General features: G+C 51.8%; 24 protein-coding genes. 16 read left to right on the forward strand and 8 right to left on the reverse strand.

All coding sequences use genetic code 11. The features are described 5' to 3' along the window. Positions 1 to 37: 37 nt before the first annotated feature. Both G4V39_RS00845 and G4V39_RS00850 read right to left on the reverse strand, forming a co-directional pair. Positions 38 to 175 carry a hypothetical protein gene (locus G4V39_RS00845; RefSeq protein WP_166031127.1) on the reverse strand — a complete coding sequence of 46 codons (138 nt, stop codon included), beginning with the start codon at positions 173 to 175 and terminating at the stop codon, positions 38 to 40. Then, the gene (locus G4V39_RS00850; protein ID WP_166031128.1) at positions 172 to 1,701 is read right to left on the reverse strand and encodes a sodium-dependent transporter; all 1,530 of its coding nucleotides are present in this window, start codon (positions 1,699 to 1,701) and stop codon (positions 172 to 174) included. The genes G4V39_RS00845 and G4V39_RS00850 overlap by 4 nt, the downstream gene beginning before the upstream one ends. 170 nt (positions 1,702 to 1,871) lie before the next feature. On the opposite strand from G4V39_RS00850, the gene G4V39_RS00855 reads away from it, so the two are divergent. From G4V39_RS00855 to G4V39_RS00865, 3 genes are all read left to right on the forward strand, one after another. Then, on the forward strand, positions 1,872 to 2,333 hold the full coding sequence (locus G4V39_RS00855; protein ID WP_166031129.1) for a hypothetical protein: 462 nt from the start codon (positions 1,872 to 1,874) through the stop codon (positions 2,331 to 2,333). Between the two features lie 2 nt (positions 2,334 to 2,335). Further along, positions 2,336 to 3,001: a deoxyribose-phosphate aldolase gene (gene deoC, locus G4V39_RS00860; RefSeq protein WP_166031130.1), complete on the forward strand. Its 666-nt coding sequence runs from the start codon at positions 2,336 to 2,338 to the stop codon at positions 2,999 to 3,001. Between the two features lie 108 nt (positions 3,002 to 3,109). After that, positions 3,110 to 4,078, forward strand: coding sequence for an NAD(P)-binding domain-containing protein (locus G4V39_RS00865; RefSeq protein ID WP_166031131.1), 969 nt, complete (start codon positions 3,110 to 3,112; stop codon positions 4,076 to 4,078). A gap of 18 nt (positions 4,079 to 4,096) precedes the next feature. Here the strand turns inward: G4V39_RS00865 and G4V39_RS00870 are convergent, their stop codons facing one another. Beyond that, entirely contained in the window at positions 4,097 to 5,911 is a 1,815-nt protein-coding gene (locus G4V39_RS00870) for a M48 family metallopeptidase (RefSeq protein WP_166031132.1), read from the reverse strand. Positions 5,912 to 5,956: 45 nt separating this feature from the next. After that, positions 5,957 to 6,889, reverse strand: a complete 933-nt coding sequence (locus tag G4V39_RS00875) for an HDOD domain-containing protein (RefSeq protein WP_166031133.1) — start codon at positions 6,887 to 6,889, stop codon at positions 5,957 to 5,959. A 152-nt stretch (positions 6,890 to 7,041) separates the two neighbouring features. Between G4V39_RS00875 and G4V39_RS00880 the strand changes: the two genes are divergently transcribed. From G4V39_RS00880 to G4V39_RS00890, 3 genes are read left to right on the forward strand one after another with little or no spacing between them, the layout of a single operon-like run. Beyond that, positions 7,042 to 8,136 (forward strand): hypothetical protein, encoded by a 1,095-nt coding sequence (locus G4V39_RS00880; protein ID WP_166031134.1) that lies wholly within the window; start codon positions 7,042 to 7,044, stop codon positions 8,134 to 8,136. A gap of 55 nt (positions 8,137 to 8,191) precedes the next feature. Continuing rightward, positions 8,192 to 8,812 (forward strand): hypothetical protein, encoded by a 621-nt coding sequence (locus tag G4V39_RS00885; protein WP_166031135.1) that lies wholly within the window; start codon positions 8,192 to 8,194, stop codon positions 8,810 to 8,812. Then, entirely contained in the window at positions 8,809 to 9,198 is a 390-nt protein-coding gene (locus G4V39_RS00890; RefSeq protein ID WP_166031136.1) for a secondary thiamine-phosphate synthase enzyme YjbQ, read from the forward strand. The genes G4V39_RS00885 and G4V39_RS00890 overlap by 4 nt, the downstream gene beginning before the upstream one ends. Here the strand turns inward: G4V39_RS00890 and G4V39_RS00895 are convergent. Beyond that, complete coding sequence (locus G4V39_RS00895) at positions 9,195 to 9,608, reverse strand: hypothetical protein (protein ID WP_166031137.1); 414 nt, start codon at positions 9,606 to 9,608, stop codon at positions 9,195 to 9,197. The genes G4V39_RS00890 and G4V39_RS00895 overlap by 4 nt on opposite strands. 89 nt (positions 9,609 to 9,697) lie before the next feature. On the opposite strand from G4V39_RS00895, the gene G4V39_RS00900 reads away from it, so the two are divergent. From G4V39_RS00900 to G4V39_RS00930, 7 genes are all read left to right on the forward strand, one after another. Then, complete coding sequence (locus G4V39_RS00900) at positions 9,698 to 10,312, forward strand: BON domain-containing protein (protein ID WP_166031138.1); 615 nt, start codon at positions 9,698 to 9,700, stop codon at positions 10,310 to 10,312. Continuing rightward, a complete protein-coding gene (gene mnmG / locus G4V39_RS00905) occupies positions 10,309 to 12,207 on the forward strand; it encodes a tRNA uridine-5-carboxymethylaminomethyl(34) synthesis enzyme MnmG (protein ID WP_374058477.1) in 1,899 nt (632 codons plus the stop codon). Before G4V39_RS00900 ends, mnmG begins: the two co-directional genes overlap by 4 nt. 45 nt (positions 12,208 to 12,252) lie before the next feature. Further along, positions 12,253 to 12,594: a DUF1462 family protein gene (locus tag G4V39_RS00910; protein WP_166031140.1), complete on the forward strand. Its 342-nt coding sequence runs from the start codon at positions 12,253 to 12,255 to the stop codon at positions 12,592 to 12,594. A gap of 102 nt (positions 12,595 to 12,696) precedes the next feature. Further along, positions 12,697 to 13,722, forward strand: a complete 1,026-nt coding sequence (locus tag G4V39_RS00915; RefSeq protein ID WP_166031141.1) for a sigma-70 family RNA polymerase sigma factor — start codon at positions 12,697 to 12,699, stop codon at positions 13,720 to 13,722. After that, complete coding sequence (locus G4V39_RS00920; RefSeq protein ID WP_166031142.1) at positions 13,688 to 15,406, forward strand: tetratricopeptide repeat protein; 1,719 nt, start codon at positions 13,688 to 13,690, stop codon at positions 15,404 to 15,406. The genes G4V39_RS00915 and G4V39_RS00920 overlap by 35 nt, the downstream gene beginning before the upstream one ends. Before the next feature lie 55 nt (positions 15,407 to 15,461). Then, the gene (locus G4V39_RS00925; protein ID WP_166031143.1) at positions 15,462 to 16,079 is read left to right on the forward strand and encodes a hypothetical protein; all 618 of its coding nucleotides are present in this window, start codon (positions 15,462 to 15,464) and stop codon (positions 16,077 to 16,079) included. Beyond that, the gene (locus G4V39_RS00930) at positions 16,076 to 16,684 is read left to right on the forward strand and encodes a flavodoxin family protein (protein WP_166031144.1); all 609 of its coding nucleotides are present in this window, start codon (positions 16,076 to 16,078) and stop codon (positions 16,682 to 16,684) included. The genes G4V39_RS00925 and G4V39_RS00930 overlap by 4 nt, the downstream gene beginning before the upstream one ends. Positions 16,685 to 16,692: 8 nt before the next feature. Here the strand turns inward: G4V39_RS00930 and G4V39_RS00935 are convergent, their stop codons facing one another. Together G4V39_RS00935 and G4V39_RS00940 are read right to left on the reverse strand one after the other, a co-directional pair. Then, positions 16,693 to 17,784, reverse strand: coding sequence for a class I SAM-dependent methyltransferase (locus G4V39_RS00935; RefSeq protein ID WP_166031145.1), 1,092 nt, complete (start codon positions 17,782 to 17,784; stop codon positions 16,693 to 16,695). 1 nt (position 17,785) lies between these two features. After that, positions 17,786 to 18,187 (reverse strand): CBS domain-containing protein, encoded by a 402-nt coding sequence (locus tag G4V39_RS00940; RefSeq protein ID WP_166031146.1) that lies wholly within the window; start codon positions 18,185 to 18,187, stop codon positions 17,786 to 17,788. Between the two features lie 143 nt (positions 18,188 to 18,330). Between G4V39_RS00940 and pabB the strand changes: the two genes are divergently transcribed. The 3 genes from pabB to G4V39_RS00955 all read left to right on the forward strand — a co-directional run bounded on the left by pabB (position 18,331) and on the right by G4V39_RS00955 (position 22,917). Further along, positions 18,331 to 20,103 (forward strand): aminodeoxychorismate synthase component I, encoded by a 1,773-nt coding sequence (gene pabB, locus G4V39_RS00945; RefSeq protein ID WP_166031147.1) that lies wholly within the window; start codon positions 18,331 to 18,333, stop codon positions 20,101 to 20,103. Between the two features lie 82 nt (positions 20,104 to 20,185). Then, positions 20,186 to 21,331, forward strand: a complete 1,146-nt coding sequence (locus G4V39_RS00950; protein WP_166031148.1) for an HlyD family secretion protein — start codon at positions 20,186 to 20,188, stop codon at positions 21,329 to 21,331. Beyond that, the gene (locus G4V39_RS00955; RefSeq protein WP_166031149.1) at positions 21,328 to 22,917 is read left to right on the forward strand and encodes a DHA2 family efflux MFS transporter permease subunit; all 1,590 of its coding nucleotides are present in this window, start codon (positions 21,328 to 21,330) and stop codon (positions 22,915 to 22,917) included. The genes G4V39_RS00950 and G4V39_RS00955 overlap by 4 nt, the downstream gene beginning before the upstream one ends. Here the strand turns inward: G4V39_RS00955 and G4V39_RS00960 are convergent. Further along, a complete protein-coding gene (locus G4V39_RS00960; RefSeq protein WP_166031150.1) occupies positions 22,914 to 24,545 on the reverse strand; it encodes a methyl-accepting chemotaxis protein in 1,632 nt (543 codons plus the stop codon). The two genes, G4V39_RS00955 and G4V39_RS00960, sit on opposite strands and share 4 nt — an antisense overlap. Positions 24,546 to 24,994 lie beyond the last annotated feature (449 nt).

Below are 24,994 nucleotides of genomic sequence, written 5' to 3' on the forward strand. Positions count from 1 at the left end.
TCGGCCAAAGGGGCCTTAGGGGAGAAGAGACTGACTTCTAGCGATCTTCCTTTAGACACCGATCGCTCTTTGAGCCTTTTTTCTTACCCATAAAAAGACGGGTGAAGCAAAAGGTGGTCAGGCTGGCCACAAAGCACCAAGAAAAGAGCATAAACAAAAGGGCCTGCCCGCTCATCGATGGTTCCTCCTCTGAGAAAGATAAACCAAAAGGCCCAGGAGGAAAAGGATTCCCACCATGATCTCTCGGGCCACCCAGGCCGTCCAGTGGCTTTGAAGAAGATAGTCAGGAAGAACCTTAAAGAACCACCAAATAAGGATGGCCAAGAGAAAGGTCGGGGTTACGTAGCGCATGATATAGAAAAACAGGCGAGGAAGCTTGATTATCCCCCCCCGGTTAATCTCTCGCCAGGCCTTGTCCGCTGGAAAGAGCCAGAAGAAAACGATGACCTCAATGAGGGCGAAAAGAACTACAAAAAAAGTCCCGGCCCAGAAATCCATTTCATCCAGGGCCCCGGCCAGAAAGATGGGCACATGGGCAATACCAAACAGAAGCCCCATACTGGCAAAGACAGCAATTTTGCGAGAAAGTTTAAATTCGTCTTCTAGGAAGGCCACTACCGGCTGAATAATGGCCACCGAGGAGGTTAGACCGGCAAAGAAGAGCAGGAAGAACCAGAGGAAACCAAAGATCTGTCCCAAGGGAATGTTGGCAAAGATGGCCGGGAGACTGACAAAGGCCAGGTTAAAGGCCCCGGAGCTGGCGATAGTCTGGGCAGCAGCCGCTCCAAAGAAGGCTGCGGCAGCAGGAATGGCTATGGACCCTCCTAAGACCACCTCGGCCAACTCATTGAGAGAAGAGGCCGTGAGGGCCGAAAGGGTAATGTCGTCGTTTCTTTTAAGGTAGGAGGCATAGGTAATAATGGCCCCGAATCCTAGACTCAGAGTGAAAAAGACCTGTCCTGCCGCCGCCAACCAGACCTTGGGATTAGTCAGCTGGGACCAGTCCGGCTTCCAGAGAAAATTTAATCCCTCCACCGCCGTGCCATTGGGGGTCTCCAGGGTAAACACCCGGATCATCAACACCACAGCCAGAATGAAGAGCAGGGGCATGGCCACCTTGGCCAGTCGCTCTATTCCTCCGGAGATGCCTCGCACCAAAATAAAGACGTTAAGGGCCATGGTAACAAGAAAAAAAATGTAGGCCATCAGAGAGGGCTTGAAGATCTCGGTCCCCCGCATACCGGTATAGTCGGCCAAAAAGTCATTAAAAGGTTTAAGGTATTCCTGGGCATTTACCCCGGAGGCCATCATGCTGTTTGGGAGTTTACCAAGGGCAGCCATAATAGCGTAACCCAAGGTCCATGATTCGATATAAACGTAGTAGCAGGAAACCACAAAGGGAACAAAGAGCCCCAAGACCCCCAGATATTTGGCCAAAGGATGGGGCCAAAGAAGTTTAAAAATGGCCGGGGTGGTCCCATGGCCTCTTATGCCACCATAGCGGCCGATCCCCCATTCGATCCACATTAGGGGAATAGCTATTAGGGCCAAAGAAATCATATAGGGAATCATAAAGATACCCCCGCCATTCTGGGCCGCCTGGGTGGGGAAACGGAGGAAGTTTCCCAGCCCCACGGCATTACCAGCCATGGCGAGGATGAGCCCAATTCGACTGGCCCAATGCTCTCGTTTAGAGCCCATGCGCCCTCCAGACCTGCGTTTTCTGCCCATAATCGGGCTTAGTAATTAAACTTTATCCGGCCTTCAAGTAAAATCTTATAGCCTTTAATGTGGCGCCAGGAACTTTTCTGGATTCTTTTTCGTCTTATAGTTTGAGAGTAGGTTTTGAATTATTAACCAGGGGGAGCGAGATGGGAGTTTATAAGGAGATTCGGTTCGATGGCCATACCGTTTTGGTAGGGTTTCCCCGGGAGACGGACTTAGAGAAATTAAAGAAAATGGGCTATGAGGTGATTATAGATATTGAGGCCCGAGAGAGAGAAGGCTCTCTGCTTGCCAGATGGGCCCAAGAACACGGCCTAAGATATATTCCCATAAGAATCGGAGAATGTGATTTTACTCAATGTGAGATTGATGACGAGCGAGTGTTAGAGTGGTTCAGGTTGACAGACGAGCTTCGCGAACCCTATATCCTGAGCACCCATGATGAAACCCTGGGAGTCTTGCTGGTGATCATTCATCAGGCCCTTCATCAAGGCCATGATCATCAGTGGATAAAGAAGCGCTTTGAGTCCCTAGGTTATAGTTTGAGGCCGGATCTGGAGGGGTTTTTCCGAAAGTTTTGGGCCCACTACGGGGTGGAAAAGGCCTGAAAATGACACCTGAAGAGCTGGCTGCCCGCATTGATCACACCCTTCTTCGCCCCACAGCCACCGCCAATGAGATCAAACGTCTTTGTGAAGAGGCGGTAAGGTTCGGTTTTGCCTCTGTCTGTGTCCCTCCAACCTTTGTCCCCTTGGCTCGAGAGAAATTAAAGGGAAGAAAGCCTCGTGTCTCCACTGTAGTGGGTTTCCCCTTGGGCTTTGAGATGACCTCGGTCAAGGTCTATGCGGCCCGCGAGGCCTTCTTCGCCGGGGCCAGGGAGCTTGATGTAGTCATTAATCTGGCCTGGGTTAAAGAGGGGCGCTTTGATTTTATCGCCGGAGAGATTGAATCCATTTGCGAGGCCGTTCCCGAGGCCACGATAAAGGTAATCATTGAGTGTGCCTACCTGAGTCAGGAAGAAAAGGTTGCCGTTATTGAAGCCTTAAGGGAAGGTAGGGCTCACTACATAAAGACTTCCACCGGCTTTGCCTCTCAGGGGGCTACCGTAGAGGATGTAAAGCTCATCCATGACCTCACTTTAGGGATGAAGAAGGTCAAGGCCGCCGGTGGCATCAGAACCCTCCCGCAGGCCCTAGAGCTTATCAGAGCCGGGGCTGACCGCCTGGGAACCAGCGCCGGGGTTCAGATCATGAACGAAGCCCTCTCCCCCTCCTGAAGTTTTCCTTGCAAAGTCTGCTCTTATGTGTCATAGCCCCTAATTTAAAATCTTACGGTCACTCCGAGGCCCTTTAGGGCCAGATTTAGGGCACTTGAGGAGGGAGAGATGGAACAGGTTTCTTTAGTTGTCGTAGGTGCCGGCCCGGCAGGAATCGCCACGGCCTGTGAGGCCAAAGCCGCGGGTATTAAAAAGGTGGTAGTTTTGGAAAAGGCCCCTCACTTTTGCGACACCATTGTCCGTCTCTATCATGAGGGCAAGAGGGTGGATCCGGTCTTCCTTAAGAAAAAGATCGATCCCATCGGTCTTCTCTCCTTTGACACCGAATCCAAGGAAGAGTTCCTGGAAAGGATGAAGGGATTTATCTCAAAATATGATCTTGATATTCGCTACAAAAGTGAGGTCACCAAGATCGAAAAAGACAACCATCGTTTTATCATCTGGGTCAACAACCAGAAGGCCTTTGAGGCCCCGGTGGTGGTAGTGGCTATAGGGGTCTTCGGTCGTCCGGTAAAACCAAGTTATCCCATCCCCAAGGAAGTCCGAGACAAAGTCTTCTTTGGCATGCCTCTTTCAGCCCCCGAGGGCAAAAAGATCCTAGTGGTAGGTGGTGGGGATACCGCGGCCGAGACGGCCTGCTTTCTGTGCGAAAAGAATGAGGTCTATCTCTCTTATCGCCGACCGGAGTTTTTCCGGATAAATCAGGAAAACCTTTGCGCCCTAGAGGGCAAGTGCAAGGAAGGCCGGGTTAAGTTGATGATGGCCACCGATATCGAGAGTCTGGAGGCCGAAGGGGATAAGGTCAAAGTAAATTTTAAAGACGGTCAGTCTAAGGTGTTTGACGCTGTCTACTATTGCCTGGGAGGTTCAACCCCTGAGGCCTTTCTTCAGGCGGCCGGAGTGGAGCTAGATGGCAAACGTCCCCGAGTGGCCCCAGACGGTGAAAGCAACATCCCGGGGCTCTTTCTGGTAGGCGATTTGGTGGCTGATAAGGGAACCATTATGGCGGCCTTTAATTCAGCCAAGCTGGCCGTTGAGGGGATCCTCTCTAAATATGGAGATCGCCTCAAAGGGTAGACGAAGGTTCCGGTTTCTTCACAAAGGCGTGGACCCCTTCTTTTTTTCTTTGGCCTTAAGAAAGCGCTTAAGCTGGGCCCGGTAGTGCTCTTTATTCTTCTTGGCCAGGGAGAGGGCCTTTTTCTGGGTGGCTATAGCTTTTTCCAGGTCTCCGTTTTCAAAATAGGCCAAGGCGAGGGTGTCCAGGACATAGGCCTCCGGGGAAATTCTGGCGGCTTTAAGGGCCAATCGTAAGGCCCGGGTGGGATTTCGTCGCTGAGGGTCTTTTATAGTCAGATAAAGCCAGGCCAGATTGTTGAGGATCTCCGGATCTTCTGGGGCCAGAGATAGGGCCTCTTCTAAAGTCTCCAGGGCCTTTAGCTCTTCTCCAATTTCCAGATAGAGACTGGCCATAATCTTGTACCAGAGAGGTCTTCTCTGGGGGTCAGAGTTTAGCTTCTCCTCCACCATCGCCAGAAGGAGCCTGGCCCTGCCGCCGCTTTCGATCTTCTCAAGAGGCAGACTCCTTAAAGAGATAATGATCATCATCACCGCAAGGAGATATATCCCTAAGGATCTCCTGACCTTTTTATGATGTTTTTGAACAAGGTCGGGGTGATGACGGCAGGCCTCAAGGAACTCCACTCTTTCTCGAATACTGAAATGGTGCCAGCTTGGCAAATCCCTTATTCCGCCGGCCAGATAGCCGATCTTCTCCAGGGCTCGAATAAGCCCATCCGGCCTTCCCAAGGTCAAGAGGGCATAAAGATCGGCCTCTCTTTCAAAGTTTCGCATAAAAAAACCCACTATATATCGGAAATAAATCACCAGAAGAATAAGCACCGGCAGAGAAAATCCCAAAAATAAGAGGTCTTCTCCCCGCTGGGGGTGGGAGACAAGGTAGTCCAGGACCGGCCTCCAATAGGTAAGGGCATAGAAGGCGGGTTCAAGGAGGAAATAGCCCAAAAGGCCATAAATGAGAAGAAAAAACAGATAATAAAAGAGATGGTAGCGCTTTATGTGTCCAACCTCATGGGCCATTACGGCCAGAAGTTCTTCATCATCAAGGATACTTAACAGTCCGGGAGTAATGAGGACATATCTCAAGGGACCGATAAGTCCCATAACCCCGGCCGTGTAGAGCCGGCCGGAAAAAATGGGCCATACGAGAATATCCCTAAAGGAGAGCCCCTGACGCCGGAGAAAATTTTCAAGCATATCCCTTAAAGGGCTGGCCGGTAAAGGCCGGCACCCCCAGAGATGGCGGATAAGAGGGGGGATGAAGAGGGCCATAATAAGGAGAAAGACAATGAAGAATCCCAGCTCGTAAAGAGGACTCTGGCTTAAGGTCTTTAGTAGCGGCAGGGGCAGGGTAGGAAGAACGTCAGCCAAAAGACTCACCAGAATCCAAGGGATAAGGGCCGGCAAAAGGAGACGAAACTGTCCAGCCACATAGCCCTTAGGGGCAGGGCGTTCACCTAGGCGGCCCTGGCAGGCGGCCACCTCATGCCAGACAATAAACAAATAAAGTAGAAAAAAAACGATTCCTCCCAGATCAAGAAGGGTAGGCCAAAGATTGGTAGCCAGGGAGAGTATTTGGGTTTTAAGGTCTAGGAGGTAGACGTCTAATCCATAAAATAGCAGGGCCAGGATGGAAAGCCTCTCCTGATAGATCAGGGCTCCGGCTATACTGCGAACCCTTCGCAGAAGATGGCGGCAGACAAAAAAGAAAAGGAAGAGCTTGGCCAGATAAAGGCCGGCGGCCAGAGGCAGGGGAATAATCGGAGGGCCAGCCGGCCAACTGGCAAAAAGAACCATGGCTACCAAGAGATAAAGGATAGTTGAGGTGAACATTATGGCAGGTTTATACAGCCATTTGGCCTGGGTGGCCAGGGAGAGTTAGCTGACAATGGCGTTGCTTAACCAGGATTCAACAATTACCGGACCCAGGGCTTCAAATTGATCGGCAAGCTCCGAGAAGGTCTCTTCAGAGAGCCCCAGACGCTTTAGCACCGGGCCAATGGCCGCCTCCTGACCCCCGGGGATCCGGCCTATCTGATATCGATGGGCTAGGTGATCGGCCACCTGACAGATGGCGGCAACCTCTTTGAACCCCTTTCTGGTAAAGGGATGATGATGATAGCGAATGGCCTCAATGACAAAACCGGGGAGTTTCCAATACCTGGCCAGCCAGCGGCCCACCCAGGTATGGGGGACATCCAGGGAGGCCTCGGCCTCAAGTAGGTGGCAGCCGGTTTCTCGCTGGACTTTGAGAATGGCCCGAAACTCATCTGGAAACTGAGTAGCCAGTACCGCCCGGCCCAAATCATGGAGAAGGCCACAGACAAAGAAGACCTCATCGTCAGGGCGACCAAGGGCTCCGGCGATGATCCTGGCTCCGAGGCCAACGGCAATGGAGTGGAGCCAGAAATCATTAAGGCTGAAGTCCTCAAATTCCTCCGGGGTTTTAAAAATGCTGATCATCATGATGGAAAGAGCAATGTTGCGAACCTCATCGAGGCCAAGAGCAATTATGGCCCGCTTAACAGTAGTAATGGGGACACGATGGCCATAAAAGGCGGAATTGGCCACGGAAAGGACTTTGCTGGTCAGGGATTGATCATAACGAATGATATCCTCAAGCTCCTCTACTGTAACTTCAACGTTGCCCAGGCTCTCAATAAGGCGAAGAATAGTGGCCGGAACGGTAGGAAGATCTTCCACCTGAAGGATACGGTTGCGCAGATTCTGATAGGGAGCCAGCTCCTGTATCTTAGTTTTTATTTGGCTACCGCTCTGCTGAGTCTGGGTCATGTTTGGGCTGAGTTTCACTTAGGGCCTCTTTAAGTAAGTATGATGTTATTCTTTTGATCGGTTTCTTTTTAAAAAAGCTAAAGTCGGCCGTCTTGACCCCTTGGGCATCATGGCTACCTTCTCCTTGAAAACCGCCAAATCTAGGTAAAACCGAAAAGGGGAGGTCAGTTATGGCCCGATGGATATATGGCCCCGTAAATGGCCCGGCTGACATCAGGCGAATTAACTGTATTATCCGCGATGAAATGCTGGAGATCGAATCAGAGGACAAACTTACCGAGCTCAAAAAACGTTCTGATTATCTCTGCACCCTGACCCACAGCCCCTTTTGGGCCAAAAAGTTTGGCCCTCGTCTGGAGGAACTTCGTCAGGTTGCCCTGGAGGAAAATGCTGCCACCACCAGAGAGGCCAATTTCCTGGCCCGTTTTTATGGCTGGGAGAGGGAGTACAGGCCTTTTGGCCAGGCCGTAAACCTTGAGACTGAGCTTGAGGACCTTGATGATGCACTGATCAAAGAAATCGAAACGGCCAACCCGATAGAGATAATCCGCTTGGCCGAGGCCCTCGAATTTCGAAGGGAGTTTTGTTCCTTAAGAAAGGCCATGCTCTATGTGGATTCGGCTGAGGAGCTGGAAAAGCTAAAGGCCTACGCTGACTTCCTGGTTACCCTTACCTATCTGAAGGAGATGGAAGCCAGGCTGGGTGATGATCTCAAGCCTTTCAGAGAGGCCGTCCTCAAAGACCATGCCCGAACGGTGAGGCTGGCCAATGTTATTGCCGCCGTAGCTGGTTTTGAGATCCTTTTTGAAGACTTTAACGAAGACCATCTCGTCCAGGAAGAAGACATCGAGGCCTATGTCTCCCGAACCATCGAAGAGGAAAAGCGAGGTGATGTCTATATCCCCTCTGAGTCCCGCTATCGCCAAGGGCGGGTAATCTGGCTAGAGTATGTGAGCCCTCACGAGTACAAAGGCGGGCGCCGGTACCCCCGACGGAGGGTAAAGAGAATCTACTTACCCGGAGATGCCCATGATCTCCAACTTGAGGGACCGGGCTGGTTTATTACCCGTTTTGGCCGCAAGGTCTTTGGGGTAAAACTCACCTACAAGACAACCCTTTCCCCCACCACCATTCACCGGGCCGGTCGGGTGATCAGGCTTCCGGAGCGTGAAATAAGACGAAGTAAGATAATCACTCTGGATGAAGGGGCCACGGAGATTAAAATCCTTGAACAACGCCCTGAAGGGGCCTATCCGGTGGCCTAAGACCACCGGCTTGATTCTTGTTGGCACTATCCACCGCCTCCCCAGGGGGGAGGAAATGCTCTTCCAGGTTCTCGAGCATCTGTGCCCAGCGGCCATTTCCCTGGAAATGAGCCGTTTTTCTTACCGTTTTAGACAAAGACAACGCCACCGGTGGCTCAAGCGCCTCCAAGAGCTGGCCTTTGCCCTAGACAAGGCGGCCCTTGAGGGGCTTCAGCGTCTAATAGACCTTCCCTTTGAATTTAAGGCCGCTCAAAGATACGCCCGTAAACATCGTCTTCCCCTTTATCTGACAGATCTCTCAGCCCCAGCGCAAAAGTATCTACGTCAGCTTGATCATCTTCTTGAAACGGGGGATATCTCTTTTCTTAAGCGTCTCGGGCAGGCCCTGTGGGAGGAGCCCCAAAAACATCTCTCTCTGGCCCCCAGAGCAATTCAAAATCCAGAACGTTTCTTTCTCCATTTTAACTGGCGCTGGAAGCCCGAAGACTTAAGGCGAGATTCCATCCTCGCATCCCGGATCAGACGGCGCCTGCGTCACCGAACCCCCCTGGTCCACATTGGGGGTTATGAACATCTTCTGCCTTATCCAGGACGCCTCCTGAAACAACTTGAAGACCTGAAACCAGCGGTGATATTCCTCTGGGAGAGAAATCCTGCCAAGGAGGCCGAGGGATGATTAAAACTATCTCCGTTAAGTCAAACCAGAAGACAGAGTTTATTGATATCACCGAGGCTGTAAATCGAGAAATAGACATAGACGAGGGCCTCTGTATAGTCTACTGCCCTCATACCACCGGCGGGATAGTGGTCAACGAAGGGGCTGATCCGGCTGTGGCCGAGGATGTGATGGCTGTTCTTAACGAGATTGTTCCCTGGAGGTTTCCCTATCGGCACCTTGAGGGCAATTCCCCCGCCCATGTCAAGTCAAGCCTTACCGGCCCTTCGGTCTGCCTTATAGTAGAGGGCGGGAGACTCCGGCTGGGGACATGGCAGCGGGTGTTCTTTTGCGAATTTGATGGCCCCCGAAACCGAAAAGTCTGGATCAAAACCATTCCAGGTTAGGAATAGTCCCCTCGGCGAATCTTAAGGGCCTCCACGGTGGCCAGAGTGGCGACCTCCTCCATGAGGCTTTTGGCCGGGCCTGGCTTTAAAGTCTCTGCCAGACGGGAGAGCTCAAGCCCTCGCTCTTCAAGGCTCTGAGCCGAAGAGCTCCCGGAAAGGGGCCCCTGGCTTGCGAGCCGAGCGATATTATCCATAATAGAGAGAATTTCTTCAGCCTGTCTTATGCCTTCCAGCTCCTCTGGCTCAAGGGAGATAACCGGCGGGAAGGAAACCGGTGTCGAAGGATTTGTCTCTGGAGGCGAGGTCAGGGCCTGATCCAGTATCTCTTTGAAGCCCCCTGTCTTGGTTTTTTCTTGAGGTCGAGAGGAGCTCTCAACTCCGAAAGAAGGGAAGATCTTTTCTATCTTCATGGCGTTCTCCTTTTGTAACCTGACCAGAGTTTACAACGGATCAGGTTGAGTTACCATAATCACGTTACTTCTTTCAGGGGTATTTGTTTATGATATCGGCCAAACCCATTTATCTCTCTATCTGGATAAAGCCTCTTTTCGTCTTCCTTGTGCTCTTTGCTGTGGGGGGATTGCTTTCTTCCTGTGGTCCAGTAATTGTAGGGGCCGGAGCCACTGGGGCCTATAAGGTAGCCACAGACGAGCGAACCCTCGGGCGTCAAGTGGACGACGCTACCATTACTGCTCGGGTAAAGGCGGCCCTGGCCAAAGATCCTCAGACTAAGGCCCGAAAAATAGACGTCGACACCTTAGATGGGACAGTTACCCTGACAGGAATAGTCTCCAGCAGAGATGAGGCCCAAAGGGCGGTAGAGATTGCCCGTAAGATTCCGGGGGTGGTTCGGGTTCGCAATAACCTTCAGGTGGGCAAGCGATCCTTGGGTCGCCTTATTGATGACAAGACTCTAGGGGCCAAGATTAAGGCCAAGCTTCTGGTCGAGCCGGGAATAAGGTCTCTTTCTATTGATGTTGATGTCTTAAATGGTGTGGTTACCCTGACAGGGATAGTCAATAACAGAGATCAAATGCGGCGGATTCTGGAAATTGCCCGCCAGACCAGGGGCGTTAAGAAGGTGATTAATAACCTTAAATTAGAAAAGAACTGAAGATGTCTGTTTATCCCAAAGCCTTTGATGTCATTGTTATTGGTGCTGGTCACGCCGGTTGTGAGGCCGCTTTGGCTGCGGCCAAGATGGGCTGTGAAACCCTGGTCCTGACTATCAACCTGGATAACATCGGAGCTATGAGCTGCAACCCGGCCATTGGTGGCCTGGCCAAAGGGCATCTAGTCAAGGAAATAGATGCTCTCGGTGGGGCCATGGCCAAAAATATCGACGAGACGGGGATTCAGTTCCGAAGACTTAACACCAGCAAAGGGCCGGCCGTCCGAGCCACCAGAGCCCAGGCGGATCGGCTCCGATATCGTCTTCGGATGAGGCGGGTCCTTGAAGATCAGCCCAGACTGGAGATTAAGCAGGCCAAGGTGGCCAAAATTTTAGTAAAAGAGGGCCGGGTGGCAGGAGTGGAGAGCTCGGTGGGAGAGATCTTTCAGGCTCGGGCCGTGGTCGTTACCACCGGGACCTTTCTCCGGGGCCTTATTCATATCGGCCTTAATAACTTTCCGGCCGGTCGCATGGGTGATCCGCCTTCAAATAAGCTTTCTGAGTGCCTTAAGTCTTTGGGGCTAGAGATGGGCCGCTTAAAGACAGGCACTACTCCTCGCCTTGATGCCCGAAGCATAGATTTTTCCCGGCTAGAGATTCAGTACGGAGACGATCCTCCACCGCTGTTTTCCTTCGCTAATCAGGGGAAACGTCCCCTACTTCCTCAACTTCCCTGCTATGTAACCTACACCAACGCCCGAACCCACGAAATCATCCAGGCAGCCACTGACCGCTCCCCTCTCTTTACGGGAGTCATTAAGGGGGTAGGGGCCAGATACTGTCCCTCCATTGAGGATAAGGTCTTTCGCTTTCCGGAAAAGCAGCGGCACCAGGTCTTTTTAGAGCCAGAAGGGATAGACTCTATAGAAATCTATCCCAACGGGATCTCCACCAGTCTGCCGGTGGATGTCCAACTGGCCATGGTTCGAAGCATTGAGGGGTTAGAGGAGGCTCGGATTCTAAGACCAGGATACGCCATCGAATATGATTATGTCGATCCCATCCAGCTCAAGGCCTCTCTGGAAACCCGAACCGTGGCCGGGCTATTTCTGGCTGGTCAGATAAATGGCACCTCAGGCTATGAAGAGGCTGGTGCCCAGGGACTGGTAGCCGGAATAAATGCCGCCCGTTATGTAAAAGATGAAGAGCCGGTAATCATTGACCGCTCTCAGGGATATATCGGCGTCCTTATTGATGATTTGGTGACCAAAGGCACCCAAGAGCCTTACCGGATGTTTACCTCCCGGGCCGAATATCGACTCCTGCTTCGTGAAGACAATGCTGATCTCCGGCTCACTGAGCTTGGCTGGCGTCTTGGGCTGGTATCCGAGGAAGACTATCGCCGCTATGAGTCCAAAAAGGCTCTCATAGAGGAGACCCTCTCCCGACTTAAAACCGAGAAGGCCAGTCCTGACAGGGTCAATGGTCTTCTGGCCTCCCTTGGGAGCTCTCCCCTTAAAGAATCAATAAGTCTCTTTGATCTTTTACGTCGGCCGGAGGTAAGCCTCTCAGCCCTGGCCAAAATTTATCCATTTTTAGCCCAGCTTCCCCCTCCAGTGGCCGAAACCGTAGAGACAGAGACCAAATACGCCGGTTATGTGGCCCGTCAGCGGGAAGAAATCGAACGTTTCCGCCGCTGGGAAGCTATGCGTCTTCCAGAAAATCTTAATTACTGGGAGATACCCGGCTTGTCCACAGAAGTACGGGAGAAGCTCTCCCGAGTACGCCCAACCAGTCTGGGGCAGGCCTCAAGAATCTCGGGAATCACTCCGGCGGCCATCTCGGCCATCCAGATTTATCTTAAAAAACATGGCCTCAAGGGGAAAAGGGCCGCCTGATAACAGTTTTTTTCAGATCAACACATGGAGAAACAGACGGACAAAGTGAAAGTTTTGGTCTTTGACCGCCCCTGTCTGGTGAGTGAGTGCACCGGTGAGGCCTGTATGCCCGGACCGGCAGCCCGGTGCAGTCTGGGTAAGGAAGTGAGAGATCAGTTCGAGATTCTCAAAGAAGAAGTTGAGCGTCGGTTTGGCAATCAGGCCGAGGTTATCTATATTGACGTTAATCGTGACGAAAGGGCCAACCGATACGAGGCGGCCATGGCTGTCTTGGCCCGGATGGTAGAGCCCCCCGTGGTAACCGTTGAAGGGGAGGTCATTGGCTCCGGGGAGATCCCTGTAAAAAAGGTCATCGACTATCTTCAAGGCTTCTTGGCGAGGAATTGATTGTCTCACCTGGAAAAACCTGATATTTTGGTAACTCGATCGTCTTTATTCACTATGTTCAGCTCACCCATCCGACCACAAAACCAAAGATAAGGGAGTTTCATGGTCAAAGCTGCCAAAGTGAAGTCGGCCAAGGTATCCCCAGGCAAAAAAAGCCGCCGAGGAAGAAAAAAGTCAGAGTCCCAAGACGAATCCAAGTTTCTCCCTCTTCCACTGGAGAACAAGATTCCTGTGCCTGCCGGCCAAGATGAGGAACTGGCGCCGGCAGTCGCTGATCCTCTGCAGCGGTACCTGGCGGAAATAAGTCGCTACCCCCTTCTTTCTCGGGAGGAGGAAGAGAGGCTGACTAAAGAATATTACGAGACCAGGGACCCTCGCCTGGCCTACAAGCTGGTAACCTCTAATCTCCGCTTGGTGGTCAAGATTGCCCTTGATTTCCAAAAGTTCTGGATGCAAAACTTCCTAGACCTTATCCAGGAGGGTAATATTGGCCTGATGCAGGCGGTCAAGAAGTTTGATCCCTACCGAGGGGTCAAATTTTCTTATTACGCCTCATTCTGGATCAAGGCCTATATACTCAAGTTTATCATGGATAATTGGCGCCTGGTAAAGATTGGCACCACCCAGGCCCAACGAAAACTTTTTTATAATCTCAAAAAGGAGAAGGATCGCCTAGATGCCCTTGGCTTTGAACCCTCTTCAAAGCTCATCTCTCAAAGGCTCAAAGTCAAAGAAAAGGATGTCATTGAGATGGAGCAGCGCATGGGAGCCTGGGAGGTCTCCCTGGATGCTCCGGTCAGAGAGGACTCTGACGAGAAATATCAGGATTTTCTCCCCAGCAATGATCCCCCGGTAGAAGATCAGGTGGCCCGGGATGAAGTAGGCGAAAGGCTTCGTCAGGTGCTGGCCGAATTTGGCCGGGGGTTAAAGGACAAAGAAAAAGTAATTTTTGAAGAAAGATTGTTGGCCGAAGAACCCCTTACTCTGCAACAGATAGGCTCTCGTTTTGGCATCTCACGAGAACGGGTGAGGCAGATTGAAGAGCGACTTCTTAAAAAACTCAAAAAATTTCTACAGGAGAGACTACCCGACATTGAGAACTATCCTCTGGCCCTGGAAGCATCTTAGCCTGGTATTTGGTCTTCTTCTTTTTCTGATTTCCCCAGCCGGGGCCTATCCAGACTTAAGTCCGCGGGCTGAGGCCTATTACCAGTTTCTTCGGGGGGAGTATGAGGCCTTTAACGGCCGTTTTGATGAGGCCACCCTTTGTTTTGAACGGGTTGTTCGTTTAGATCCAAAGGCTGTTTTACCCATGGTGGAGCTGGCCCGGCTTTATGCCTCAGAGGGCCGCTTTGACGAGGCCCTTCGATATGCCGAGAAGGCCTCAAAAAAGCGGCCCAGGGATGTCTCTATTCTTATCCTTCTGGGACGCATCTATGCCTCTCAAGGGCGGTATCAGCGGGCCACTGAGACCCTTTCGCGAGCCCTGGAGATAGATCCTGGTCAGACCGAAGCCCTTATGCTCATCTCTAGCATCTATGCCCAGAATCGGGACTATAAAGGGGCTATAAAGGCCCTGAAAGATTTTCTTAAGGTCAAAAGAGATTCCTTCATGGGCCATTATTATCTGGCCCGTATCTATCGCCAAATGGGCTCCTATGAAGAGGCCATTAAAGAATACCGCCGCACCATAGAACTTAATCCCCACTTTGAGGGGGTCTGGTTGGAGCTGGCCGGCCTGTATGAAAAGCTCGGTCAACCCGATAAGGCTCTGGCCACTTATAAAGAGTGCCTGGATAAGAATCCCCAGAGCCAGGAGGCCCGAGAAAGGTTGGTGGAACTTCTCATCCGCCAGGGAAAGCGAGAAGAGGCCCTGGCAGCTATAAAACGCCTTTCCTCGAAGCTCAATGATCAAAGGGCCCTTAGACTCAGGGGAGCTCTGATCCTGCTGGAACTCAATCGGACTGATGAGGCCATAGCCGAACTTAAGGAGTTGGTCCAAAGGGCCCCTGAAGACAACCGGATCCACTTTTATCTGGCCCTAGCCTATGAAACCAAAGGAGAGCTAAAGAAGGCCCTTTCCGAATACGCCTTGGTCTCCCGGGATTCCAACTTCTTTCCTGAGGCCATAAATCGCCGGGCTCTCTGTCTTGTCCGTCTTGGCCACAATCAGGAAGCTATTTCCCTTCTTAAAGAGGCCATAAAGACCTTTCCCGACCGAATCCAGTTTCGCCGCACTTTGGCCTCCATCTATGAACAGGACGGACACCTTGATCTGGCCGAGGAAACCCTTCGGGAGGCCTTAAAGCTTCGTCCGGAAGATACAGAACTTTTACTGGAGTTGGCCTACGTTTTAGAGAAGGCTGGCAAAAGAGAGGCGGCTCTTTCGGCGGCCCAGAAGATCCTCCAAAAGGAACCCGATAATCCGGCGGCCCTTAATTTTGTTGGTTATACCTGGGCCGAGATGGGGATAAACCTTGATCAGGCCGAGAAGATGATCCAAAAGGCCTTAAAGGCTCGTCCTAACGATGGCTATATTATCGACAGCCTGGGCTGGGTTTACTACAAAAAGGGAGATTACAAAAAGGCCCTTGACCAGTTAAAAAAGGCCATCTCCCTGGTGCCCGATGATCCTATAATCAACGAACACATGGCCGATGTTTACCTCAAATTGGGAGAATACAATAAGGCCCTCCGCTTCTATCAAAAGGCCTCCTCCCTTTTCAAAAAGGATAAAGATCGGCGTCGGATAAAGAAAAAAATTAAAAAGACCCGTGTACTTCTGGAAGAGGCCCAAGACTTTCTTCCTTAGTCTTTTTGTCCTTTTGACCTCCTGCGCCCTCTCTCCCCTTAAGGAGGTACCCCGTTTGGAGCGGGAAAGACTCCAGAGGCTGACTCCCCCGGGGGCCTTGGCCATCTTTGACTTCCAGGCCCAGGTCCTCTCTCGCAAATTTTATGGTTCGGCCGTTCTCAACTCCCAGGAGGGGTGTCTTCGTCTGGAAGTGCCCTCGGTGTTAGGCCCGCCGGTCATTATAGCCTATCTGGCCCGGGAGAATATACAAATAGCCCTTCCCCTTGAGGGACGGGCCTTGATAGGAAGCCTTGATAAAACCTTACCCCAGGGCCTCCTTCGCCACCCCCAGGGGCTGATCCAGGGGCTCTTTGATTCCCGCTGGGGAACCTTAAAAGACCTTAAACAAAAGAACAATTGGCTTTATGCAGTCTTATCCTCTCCACCACATTCTATTCGTCTAAAGATGGATCGTGAAGGAAGACTTTCCTGGCTTAAAGTTCTCAACAGCCAAAAACAGATTATCCTTAGTATATATTATCACCCCTCTGGACTAAACCTTGATTACTGGCCTCTTTCCCTTTCCCTTAAAGTCGAAAACCTTCACCTAGAAAGATCACTCCTTGACTGCCAAGATTTATCATTTAAGATTCCTTCTAATTTTCAGATCTCAATCCTCAAGGAGAGGCGATGAAGGCTATTGTCTTTATGGGAAGCCCCCGGATAAACGGCAACACCCATTTGCTCTCTTGGGCCTGGTTTGAGGCCTTTAAGGAGGCCGGAGGCCAGGCTGAATTTGTGCCCCTGGCCCAAAGGAAAATCACCCCCTGCCTTGAATGCGGGGGCTGTGACGAGACTGGAGAGTGCATCCTTGAAGATGACATGACCGAGATCTACACCCAACTGGCCGAAGCAGACACCATAGTAGTGGCCTCGCCCATATTTTTTTACAATATCACCTCTTTCACCCAGGCCCTGGTGGAAAGGAGTCAGGCCTGCTGGGTAGGAAAGTATCGTTTAGGCCGCCTCTTAGGGAGCAAAGGCCGAACCGGAATTTTTCTTTCCCTGGGAGCCACCAAGGGAAAGAGGCTTTTTGAAGGCCCCCAACGGACTATCAGGTATTTTTTTGACGCCATCGATGCCACTTATGTCGGTGGACTTTTTTATCGAGGAATCGAAGCCCGCGGGGCTATCAAAGAGCACCCCCGGGCCTTGACCGAGGTTCGAGCCTTGGCTAAGGCTGTAGCCCAGGGCCTTCCTGTAGAATCCTGGCCTCTAATCAACGACCCCTGCCCCTGAAGGTGAGCTCAGAGAAGATGAAGACGATTTCTTATAGCCAGCCCCGGAGAGTGATAGGCAAAATCACCCTTTTTCTGCAAAAAAACAGAGTGGCTTTCCCCAAGACCTTGAGGAAAGATAAGAAGTTTTAGTTGGTTCATCTCCTTTGGGCCCTGAGGGGGAAGGCGAGAGAGAATCTTCTCCAGCCCCACAGAGACCAGATAAGTTCCTTGAGGAATAAATCCCAGGGGCTCAAGCCCTAGGGGTTCTCCCCAGCGTTTAAGGGCACTGAAATTCACATGGGCCGTGATATCCTGTTCACCTACCCGCTGGTAAGGATCCTCCACCAACCGATGTCTCCAGTAGCTCATAAGGGTTCCCCGTGCCCGGTACGGTGCGTAGTAGATGGCCTCTGGGTAGCCGTAGTCGATGGTAATAATCAGGCCCCTTTTCAGGACTTTCGCTAGGGTAGTCAAAAGCTGCCTTGAGGCGGGATGAAGCTCAGTACGGTATCCCTCGGGCCAACGAGGAAAGAATTGAGCCACCTCCGAAAAGAACTCCTCAGAGGAAAGAGGGCCCAAGACTTCAAAGATGCGCCCTGACTCAGCCGAAACATAGACTTCCTTTAGCTCGGAGCCTCTTTTCTCCACCAAGTGGACAGGAAGGGCATCGAAGACTTCATTGCTGAGAATAACACCGGTTATCTCTCCAGCCTCCTCCGGCCTCAAAAGCCATTGCACCTGCCATGGGCCATCAAGACGGGCCTTCTGGGTAGGGATCATCTTCCGGCGAGGTTCGACAATAACGTAGGTAATGGTTTGGGCCAGCTCCGGGATAAGGCTAGAGAGAAAGTCCCGGGCCAGATATCCCTCACCAGCCCCCAGCTCCATCACCGTGAAATTTTCTGGACACCCCAGGGCCTTCCAGAGGGTTTCGGTTTCAAGGGCCAGGGCTGCCCCAAAGGCAGGATGGACATGGGGGCTGGTGTAATAATCTCCCGTCTTTCCAATCCGGCCGGGCCGGCTATAGTAGCCCTCCTCAGGGTGGTAGAGAGCCCACTGCATAAATTGGGCAAAGGTTACCGGCCCTCTTTCTGAAAGAAGACGAATAATTTCTACCAAGTTACTGGCTGACTACCCTGACAATATCGATGGCCGAGAGAATCCCCACCGGGAGAAGGCGTCCCATATGAGAGGAGAAGACAATAAGACGATGGACACCATTATTAATCATCTTTACTGCTGCCTCTTTGAGAGAAGCATCTCCTTTCACATAATAGGGTTTGGGGCACATGATATCCTCGGCGGTAAGTTCGAAGATCTTCTGGCCCCGACGGGCCAGGGTCTCGATTATGTCCGAATGGCTAACAACCCCCATAAATTCCCCATCCTTGGCGGTAACAATTACTGCGTGGACCTTGTTCTCCAAAAGTTGATTAAGTATCTCCTCCAGACGGGCCTCAAGCCCTACGGTTACCACCCCACGACTCATAACCTCTGAGACTTTGATTTTGGCGATGTCCATAATCCTACCCCCTCTGGCTGGTTTAATTTGCTTCAATTTGAATCATATCTCAGCCAGCAATTGCTGCCTAGAAGTTTTTGGCCATCCAAACGCTGTCCTCAATGGGGTAAACTCCACAGACGCCTTTCCCCGGGGGGTTCTTCATGATATTAGGCTCTTCCGTGAAGAAGTTTGTCTTTCTCGACACCGCAAGAAAAGATAGCGAAAATACCCAGAGTCTCCTTTTTACGAATCCCATAGATGAGATCTGGCTCCGAGACCTCAAGGATCTAAGACGCCTCAAAGAGGCCCTAAATGAAGGCCTCTTTGTCGCCGGATATCTGAAATACGAACTGGGATATCTCCTTGAGCCGAAACTTTACTCCTTGCTCCCTAAAGAAGAGCACTTAGGATGGCTGGGAGTCTTTAAAGCCCCCGAAGCCATCTCCCCCGGCGAAGTCCCCTGGTCGAAAGAAGAAACGGTAGAAATAGACCATCTTCAGGCCAACCTAAGCAAGCAGGAGTACCTTTCCTGCATAAGGAAGATCAAAAATTATATCGCTCAAGGCGACACTTATCAGGTAAACTTCACCTTTAAGCTTAAGTTTTCCTATCGGGGCTCTCCCTTCGCCCTTTATAACCGCCTGCGACGCCAGCAGCCTGTAGCCTACGCCGCCCTCATTAATGACGGACAGGGCTACTGTCTTTCTCTCTCTCCGGAACTTTTCTTCCGGATGGTCCCTGGAGAGATCTGGTCCCGGCCCATGAAAGGCACGGCCCCTCGGGGTAGGACTTTGGCCGAGGATGAGCTTCTCAGAAAGTCTCTGGCCTCTGACCCTAAAAATCGGGCCGAAAATGTGATGATCGTTGATCTTATAAGAAACGATCTCGCCCGTATCTGTGAGCCTGGAAGTGTCTATGTCCCCCGTCTCTTTGAGGTGGAACGTTACCGAACCGTTCATCAAATGACCTCCACTGTCTGGGGAAAGCCCGAAGGCCGGCCTGACCCCGAGATTGTCCTTAAGGCCCTTTTTCCCTGCGGTTCGGTTACCGGAGCTCCCAAGATCCGAACCATGGAAATTATTGCCGAACTCGAGAAAGAGCCCCGAGGAATCTATACCGGGGCCATAGGTTACTTCTCCCCCCAAGGAGAGGCCTGCTTTAACGTGGCCATCAGAACGGTAATCCTTCGGGAGGGTAGGGGGGAGATGGGAATTGGCAGCGGCATCGTCTATGATTCTGATCCTCCGACCGAATACGAAGAGTGTCTCTTAAAGGGGCGTTTCCTCTGTGAGAGGTTGCCAGAGTTTGCCCTCATAGAGACCATCCTTCTTGAAGACGGAAGTTTTTACCTTCTCGAAAACCACCTAAGGCGCCTTAGGACCTCGGCGGCCTATTTTCAGTTCTCCCTTGATGAAGGCTCTATTCGCAAGGATCTCTCGTCCCTGGCCACCTCCCTTGGACGTGGAAGATTCAAGGTGAGGCTCCTCCTTGAGGAAGACGGCCGTCACCAGCTCGAGGCCTCTCCCCTTAGTCATTCTCCCCCGGTTCCCCTACGTTTTACCCTGGCCCCAGAAAGGGTTAACTCCCTAGACCCCTTTTTCTACCATAAAACCACTTACCGGCCTCTTTTTAACCTCTGGCAGAAGAGGCTTCAGAAGCTGGGGCTTGACGAGGTGGTCTTTCTCAACGAGCGAGGGGAGCTCACCGAGGGCACTATTTTCAACCTCTTTTTGGAGCTTGAGGACGGGATGGTTACTCCGGCTCTTACCTCGGGACTCCTTCCGGGAACCCTAAGAGAGGAGCTTTTAAGAAAAGGAATCTGTAAGGAGAGGGTCCTTTACCCCGATGATCTTCGCCGGGCCCAGAGAATCTTTCTTGGCAACTCGGTAAGGGGACTTCTGAGGGCTGAATTTGTGGAAAATGGAGTAGGGTAAAGAATTTTTTGCGGTTTACAGAAAGCCCTCTTTTGCGCTAGTTCTAAGGCGGCCTAGTCTCTTTGCGAGGTGGAGCAAAATCATGGTCCTCAACCGGCAAAATGGCCAAAGGCTGGCCCTTTTTTTCCTCTTTGCGGCCCTGATTGGGGTGCTTGTTTGGGCCTTTGTCTTTATCCGCCACCGAATGAATTACGCGGTGACCAACGCCGTCTTCGTGGAGACCAACAATATCATTAACCTGGGGTTTAACCGGGTCTCAGGACGTCTTCTTTATCTGAGCAAAGAAGAGGGAGATCCGGTAAAAAAGGGAGAGATCCTGGCAGAAATCGACCCCAAAGACTATCAACTCAGAGTGGAGAGACTTAGCCGGGAGCTCAAGGCCCTTGAGAAGGAGCGAAGCCAGAAGGTTATTGCCCTTAACCGCTTAACAAAAGAGGTTTCCCTCAAGGAGGCCATGGCCAGGGCCGGTCTTATGTCTTTAAAAGAGAGGCTCTCGGCTATAAGGTCTCGGATAGAGGGCCTTTCAGCGGTGGTAAAGCAACTTACCCGAGACAGAGACCGTTTTGTCTCCCTTTATCAGGCCAGGGTGGTCTCAAAGCGGCGGCTTGAAGACATCCAAACTCGCCTGGCCCAGCAGGAGGCAGAAAGAAAGGCCCTATTGGCCCGCGAAAGGGCCCTTCTGGCCCAGATCAGGGCGGCCGAAGATAAAATCCGTCTGACCCAGGCGGAGAAGGCCCGAGTAGAGGAGGGGAGGAAGGCCCTGGCGGCCCTTGATGAGAGGCTGGCCTCCCTCAGGGCCCAGCTTCTTGAGGCCCAGCGCCTGGTAGCCTACTGTCGCCTTAAAAGCCCTATCTCTGGCCGGGTGGCCAAAAAGTACGCCAGTGCCGGAGATGTGCTTCGCCCTGGGGCTCCGGTGTATGCCTTGGTTAATCCCAGAGATGTCTACATCTTGGTGCTTCTTGAAGAGAACAAGCTCCAGGGGATCAAGATCGGGGCACCGGCCAGAATAACCATTGACGCCTTTCCCAGAGAAGTCTTTCAAGGGGTGGTCAGCGAGATCTTGCCCACTTCGGCGGCTAAGTTTGCCCTGGTCCCTCGGGATATCTCTGCCGGTGAGTTTACCAAGGTGGCCCAGAGGATCCCCATCAAAATTAAGATCACCAAAGGTCCGGTGGAGCTGCTCCGCATAGGTCTTGGAGGCGAGGTAGAGATCAAACGCCAGCCATGAACCAACAAGGGGTAAGGCCCATTTATGAGACCATTTCTCCCGCCCTAAGAGCCCTTTTGACCTTTGTGGTCATGACCGGGGCTTTTATGGCCATTTTGGATACCACCATTGTCGATGTAGTCATCCCCAAGATGATGGCCCCTTTGGCCACGGATCTCTATGGCATCCAGTGGGTGATCACCGCCTACATGACTGCCGCCGCCGTAGGCCTTCTTCTTATCGAATCTTTGGCCCGGGTCTGGGGTCTCAAAAGACTCTTTCTTACCGGATTAGCCACCTTCACCGTCTCTAGCGCCCTCTGTGGTCAGGCCGGCAGCCTCCCGGAGATGATAGTCTCCCGGGTGGTCCAGGGCCTGGGAGAGGCCTTCATTATGGCCTCAGCCCAAACCATTCTTCTCTCTATCTATCCCCCGGAGCGCCGGGGACTGGCCATGGGAATCTTCAGTCTCGGGGTAAGCTTCGCCCCGGCCCTGGGGCCCACCCTTGGAGGGTGGCTTACCGAACACCTCTCCTGGCGGTGGGTCTTTTATGTCAACCTGCCGGTGGGCAGTCTCAACTTTCTGGCCGGTCTGGCCCTTTTGCCTTCGGCCTTGGGCAGGAGGGGAGGCTTTCAGTTTAATTTCATAAGTTATTTTTTTCTGGCCGGCTTTACCGTCTCTCTGCTTATTCTTCTCTCCAAGGGCCAACAACTGGGGTGGTTTCAGGCCGACCTTATTGTTTACCTGGGGTTTGGGGCCGCCGTACTTCTTATTCTCTATCTCATATCCGAGCTTCTTTCACCAAGGCCTTTGATAGATTTTTATATCTTTACTCTAAAGGAGTATGGTCTTTCCATGGGGTTTTATTTCTTCGTTCTGGGCTTTTCCATGTATCAGATCTTCTATCTTCTGCCCCTTTATTACGAAGGCCTCAAACAACTGACCACCTTCCAGACCGGCCTTCATATGCTGGCCTTTGCTGTCTTTATCGGCATGTTTTCTCCCATCTCAGGCCTTCTGAGCGACAAGATTGGTCCGGAAAAGGTTCTAAGCCTCTGCCTGGCCCTTTACCTTTTTACCGCCTATTTTCTTGTTCCTTCTCTCAACTACTACACCCCGGCCACCAGGGCGGCCCTTCTGACCATCCCCTTTGGCATCTCCCTGGGGACCTTCTTTGCTCCCCTTACCACTTTGGCTCTGAGGAATCTGGGAGAGAAGACCAGCCTAGGGGTCAGTCTCATGCATTATTTACGTTTTGTCGGTGGATCATTTGGCACAGCCATTGCCACCAATACCCTCAAGCATCGCTGGGCCCTTCACTATGACGAGATAAGCGCCCTTCAGAATACCACTTATCTAGCCAGGTTCATTGAAGAGGGGAGCCAGCGGCTCAGGGCCTTCTTTCCTGAGACCCTGGCCACAAAAAAGGCCAAGGCCCTGATGTATCATGTTCAGGGGCTTCAGAGTCTAAGTCACGCCTTCCAGGACACCTTCAGGCACAGTTTTTATTTTGCCCTTCTGGGAAGTGCCTTTTTAGTGACCCTGATCATCCTAAAGGCTAAAGAGGGGCCGCCTGTCTCCAGGCGACCCCGGCAGGTGGGGAGCTAAACAACGAATGAACCCAAAATTTCTCTCAGCTTTACAGCCTGCTCCTTTAGCTGGCTAGCTGTCTTCTGGGCCATCTCCGAGCCTTGGGCTGTCTGAGAGCTGGCCTCCGTAATCCCCTGACTCTGATGAACAAGATCAGAAGCATGGCTGGCCACGGTCTGGGCGTTCCGGCTGACCTCATTGACTACCGCTGTTTGCTCCTCGACGGCGGCGGCCACGTTGTTAGCCAGTTCGGTAACGGATTCAATGACCTCGGCGTTGCGGGAGGTAGCAGAAGAGACTTCCTCCACCCGGCCAAGAAGGGTGCTTACCGCGGTCTCGATCTCTTTGACCAGTTTTTCTGTCTGCTGAGCCAGATCCTTGACCTCGCCGGCGACCACGGCAAAGCCCTTGCCGGCCTCTCCAGCCCGGGCGGCCTCAATGGTAGCATTTAAAGCCAAAAGATTTGTCTGCTGGGCGATGTCACCGATGAGTTTGCTTATCTCACCGATCTTCCGGGAAGCGCTGTTTAGTCCTTCTACGGCATTTAAGGCCTGGGCCGACTCTTCTCGGGCGTCCTGGGCCTTCTGACTGGCCGAAGTTGTGTGCTGGGAAATCTCGGAGATGGTCGCTGTCATCTCCTCCATGGCCGCCGCCACGCTTTGGACTTGTTCGCCTACGGCCTGGGCCGCCCGGGAGACTTCTTCTGACTGGGCCTGGCCCTCCACAGCCGTGCTGGCCAGCTGCTGGGCCAAGCTACTCAGTTGGACCACCTCCTCGGCCACCCGTTCTCCAGCACCCCGGGCCTCTTTAATAAGCTCCTGAATACGCTGGATGAAGGAGTTAACCAGGCTGGCCAGCTCGTCAAGCTCGGTCTTCCCCCGGACAGGAATCCTCTTGGTAAGATCGGCCTCCCCGGTGGCCACCTCCCGCACCCGGCCGGTAACCTCACCGAGCTTGCCGCTTATGCCAAAGAAAACAGCCAGCCCTCCTAAGGCCCCGATAAGGACAATGGCTCCCAGAGAGACAATGAGATCTTTAAGGATCTTTTCATTCTGGCGGCGGGCCAGAAGAGAGGCATCCTGGTTGAGCTTTTCGACGATGGCCTTAAACTCTGTGGCCAGGGAGTCAAGCCTTGAGGCCGGCTCTTTTAGGCCCTCTCTAAGACCACTGGCCTCTTCCTGCCCCTCTTCTCCCAGGGCCTTAAAATAGGTGCGAGCCTCCTGATCATAGCGAGAGTATACGCCCCGAAAGTCTTTGACGATCCCCTTGGCCTGATGGAGAAGCCCGTCTTCGAGATCCGAGAGACGGTCATACTTCTCAAGCAGCCCCTCGGTCTCATCGAGCAGGCGGCGAATCTGGCGGGAGTTTTCGAAAAAAACGGCACCGCTGGTATCAGCGGTGGTCAGACCGGTCTGGACTTTCTGATTGGCCAGGAGGCTCTCGATCCCGGTCATAAGGGCCATAAGAGGAATATTTCCCTGAACAATGGTGGTCACGGTGCGATTCATGGAACGGGTGCTTGAAACTGCCAGGGCCCCAACCAAGACCAGCATCAAAGAAAAATATAAGATTAGTCCGGCTAGAGTGTATTTAATCTTAAAATTCTCAAGAAGTTTCTTAAAAACGTTCATCTTGCTACTACTCATAAAAAACCTCCTTAAAGCTAAGAATTTGTGAAAATTATATCTTTTATTTTTTAAACTTAATAATTAACTAAACCAAATGGTAAATAGTTAATTAGTTAAACAACTAATTAATCCAAATCTGTCTAAAGGCTCCACACAGATTGCTATATCGGTCTTAAAAAGAAGAAGATTAATATACACATTTAGGCACAATAAATCTTAAATAGATTAAGATTGTTTACCAAAACCAATCAATTGATTAATTACAGTTAGAAAAAGCATTTAGTGATTATGGCTGAGGGTAGCAGGAAAGGACCTAGGGAATACCACTAAGAAAACTAAAAAGAACTCTATCTTTATGACTTAGCTTAAAACAGCTAACCTTAGAGAGCCGGGCAAACAATTTAAGAAAATCAAAAGATGTAACTTATTGGTAACAAAAAATTAAAAAAATAGCAAATGATTGACCT

This window comes from Thermosulfuriphilus ammonigenes (assembly GCF_011207455.1).
Lineage (GTDB): Bacteria > Desulfobacterota > Thermodesulfobacteria > Thermodesulfobacteriales > ST65 > Thermosulfuriphilus > Thermosulfuriphilus ammonigenes.